Consider the following 3,217-nt stretch of genomic DNA (forward strand, 5'->3'; position numbering starts at 1 on the left):
GCTGCCCGGCGCCGACGCCGAGGCCGCCGCCGTACTGCGTGCCCTGCCCCAGCCCTTCACCCTCAGCGAGGCCCGGCGCGCCCTGGACACCACCCGCCGGGTGGCCGTACCGCTGCTGGAGTTCCTGGACGCACAGGGACACACGGAACGCGTCGACGACCAGCGCAGACGCTGCCGCGGCGGGCCGGGGAGCGGAGGCGGACGGGAATCGAACCCGCCTGCCCGAGATCCTCGGGCACCTCGGTTTTGAAGACCGGGAGGGCCACCAGGCACCCACACGCCTCCACCGCTCGCCAGGCTAGTGCCCGAGGAGACCGCGATGACACCGACCCGCCAAGCGACCGTCCGACTCACGCAGTTCGCCCATGGCGGCGGCTGCGCCTGCAAGATCCCGCCCGGTGAACTGGAGGAGGTGGTCAGCGGGCTGACCGTGCCCCAGCTCGCCGGGGGCGACACCCCGCTGCTGGTCGGCCTCGCCACCGGCGACGACGCGGCCGTCGTCACCCTGCCGGGACAGCCGGGCACGGCCGTGGTGTGCACGGCCGACTTCTTCACCCCGGTGGTGGACGACCCCTACGACTGGGGGCGCATCGCCGCCGCCAACGCGCTGTCCGACGTGTACGCCATGGGCGGCCGCCCGGTGCTCGCCGTCAACCTGCTGGCCTGGCCGCGCGACCGGCTCCCCTTCGAGCTGGCCCGCGAGGTGCTGCGCGGCGGCCTGGACATCGCCACCGAGGCGGGCTGCCACATCGGCGGCGGCCACAGCGTGGACGACCCGGAACCCAAGTACGGCATGGCCGTCACCGGCATCGCCGACCCCGAGCGGCTGCTGCGCAACGACACCGGCCGCCCGGGGCTCCCGCTGTCCCTGACCAAGCCGCTCGGCCTCGGCGTGCTCAACAACCGGCACAAGGTCACCGGCGAACGCTTCGCCCAGGCCGTCGCCACCATGACCGCCCTCAACCGGGACGCGGCCGAGGCCGCGCTCGCCGCCGGGGCGACCTGCGCCACCGATGTCACCGGCTTCGGCCTCCTCGGCCATCTGCACAAGCTGGCCAAGGCGTCCGGGGTGACCGCCGTGCTCGACACCGCGGCCGTGCCCTACCTGGACGGCGCCCGCGAGGCCGTACGGGACGGCTTCGTCAGCGGCGGCACCCGGCGCAACCTCGAATGGGTCGCCCCCTGGACCGGGTTCGGCACCACCGACGCCGACACCCGGCTGCTGCTGGCCGACGCCCAGACCTCCGGCGGACTGCTGGTCGCCGGGGAGGTGCCCGGCGCGCCGGTGGTGGGGGAGCTGGTGCCGTACGACGGCTCCCACACCATCGTGCTCGAATGACCCACCGGCACAAGGGACTTACGGCTCGGTACCCGTGTGCGCGTCGATGCCCGCCCGCGCCCGGTAGGCCCGCACCAGCTCTCCGGCCGCAGGACCCCGCGGCCGGCGCCCCGGCCGGATGTCCACCGCGATCGCCTTGGCCTCCTGGATATGGGTGTTGGGATCCAGGGACAGATGCAGCAGCTCGTTGGCCGCGTCGCCGGTGGTGTAGCCGTTGGGGCCCCAGTGGTAGGGCAGGCCCACCTGGTGCAGCCGGCGGCCGTGCACGGTCAGCGGGGCCATCCGCTCGGTGACCAGCACCCGCGCCTCGATCACCGCGCGGGCGCTGACGATCGTCGCCCAGCCGGTGTGCTCCAGACCCCGCTCGGCCGCCAGCTCCGGGGAGACTTCGCAGAAGAACTCCGGCTGGAGCTCGGCCAGATAGGGCTGCCAGCGGGACATGCCGCCCGCGGTGTGGTGCTCGGTGAGCCGGTAGGTGGTCGCCACGTACGGGAAGACCTCGGAGCCGCGCTCGTCACCGCTCGGCTGGTAGCGGTTGTCGGGCAGCGTGGGCAGCAACTGCCGTACGGGATTGCGCTGTTGGTCGTGGAGCAGGTTGGGGAACGGCGAGTCCTGCGGCTCGTAGTGCACGGGCAGCGGGCCGTCCGTGAGCCCGGACGGCACGTACAGCCACGCCTTGCCGTCGGCCTGCATGATGAACGGGTCCCGGCCGGACAACGCCGCGGGCCCGGTCGCGTCCTCGTCCGGCTGGTAGCCCGGCGCCTTGTCCTTCGTGAAGTCGGGGACGTCGTGCCCGGACCACTCGCCCTTGTCCGCGTCCCACCACACCAGCGCCTTGCGTTCGCTCCACGGCCTGCCCTCGGGGTCGGCGGAGGCACGGTTGTACAGCACCCGGCGGTTGGCGGGCCACGCCCACGCCCACTCGGCGGCCACCCAGTCCTGCTCCCCGCCGGGCTTGCGGCGCGCGGCCTGATTGACGCCGTCGGCGCGCACCCCGCAGTAGATCCAGCAGCCGCAGGTGGTCGAGCCGTCGGGCTTCAACTGCTCGTACGAGGAGAGCGGTTCGCCCGCCGCGTCATGGCCGTTGATCTCGGCGAGCACCGCCTCGGCGTCCGGCTCGACGAGCGGGCCCTTCGTCGGATAGTCCCAGGCGAGCTCCAGCACCGGCCGGTCCATCTCGTCGGCCGACCCGGCGAGCTTCTCCCGGATGATCCGCCCCAGATGGAAGGCGAACCACAGGTCGCTGCGCGCCTCGCCGGGCGGCTCGACCGCCTGGTGGTGCCATTGCAGCAGCCGCTGGGTGTTGGTGAAACTGCCGTCCTTCTCGGTGTGCGCGGCGGCCGGCAGGAAGAACACCTCGGTACGGATGTCCTCCGTGCGCAGCTCCCCGGTCTCGATCTCCGGGCCGTCCTTCCACCAGGTCGCCGACTCGATCAGCGAGAAGTCGCGCACCACCAGCCAGTCCAGGTTGGCCATGCCGAGCCGCATCAGCTTGGTGTTGGCGTTGCCCACCGCGGGGTTCTCGCCCATCAGGAAGTAGCCCTTGCAGGTGCCCTCCAGCTGCGCCATCGTCGTCTCGTACGTCGAGTGCGAACCGGTCAGCCGCGGCAGGTAGTCGAAGCAGAAGTCGTTCTCCTCGGTCGCGTTCTCGCCCCAGTACGCCTTGAGCAGGCTCACCAGGTACGCGCGCATGTTGCCCCAGTAGCCCTTGTGCGCCGCCTCCGCCGCCACGAACGCGGCCAGGTCCTGGTTCTGGTGCGCGTGCGGCATCGGGATGTAGCCCGGCAGCAGGTTGAACAGGGTCGGGATGTCCGTCGAGCCCTGGATGGAGGCGTGCCCGCGCAGCGCGAGGATGCCGCCGCCCGGGCGGCCGATGTT

At 72.5% G+C, this 3,217-nt stretch carries 2 protein-coding genes, 1 tRNA gene and 1 pseudogene; 2 read left to right on the forward strand and 2 right to left on the reverse strand.

Annotation, left to right across the window (positions count from 1 at the left end; genetic code table 11):
- Positions 1-178: pseudogene (locus tag CCN72_RS41740) on the forward strand (SelB domain-containing protein); the annotation flags it as partial.
- A 14-nt stretch (positions 179-192) separates the two neighbouring features.
- Here the strand turns inward: CCN72_RS41740 and CCN72_RS39210 are convergent.
- A tRNA-Sec gene (locus tag CCN72_RS39210) sits at positions 193-285 on the reverse strand.
- Between the two features lie 34 nt (positions 286-319).
- On the opposite strand from CCN72_RS39210, the gene selD reads away from it, so the two are divergent.
- Positions 320-1,339 (forward strand): selenide, water dikinase SelD, encoded by a 1,020-nt coding sequence (gene selD / locus CCN72_RS28440; protein WP_086810756.1) that lies wholly within the window; start codon positions 320-322, stop codon positions 1,337-1,339.
- Between the two features lie 18 nt (positions 1,340-1,357).
- Here the strand turns inward: selD and CCN72_RS28445 are convergent.
- Positions 1,358-3,217, reverse strand: a 1,860-nt coding sequence (locus CCN72_RS28445) for a molybdopterin dinucleotide binding domain-containing protein (RefSeq protein WP_086810758.1), incomplete at its 5' end; no start/stop codon positions are given.

It is taken from the genome of Streptomyces murinus, from assembly GCF_002154555.1.
GTDB lineage: Bacteria > Actinomycetota > Actinomycetes > Streptomycetales > Streptomycetaceae > Streptomyces > Streptomyces murinus.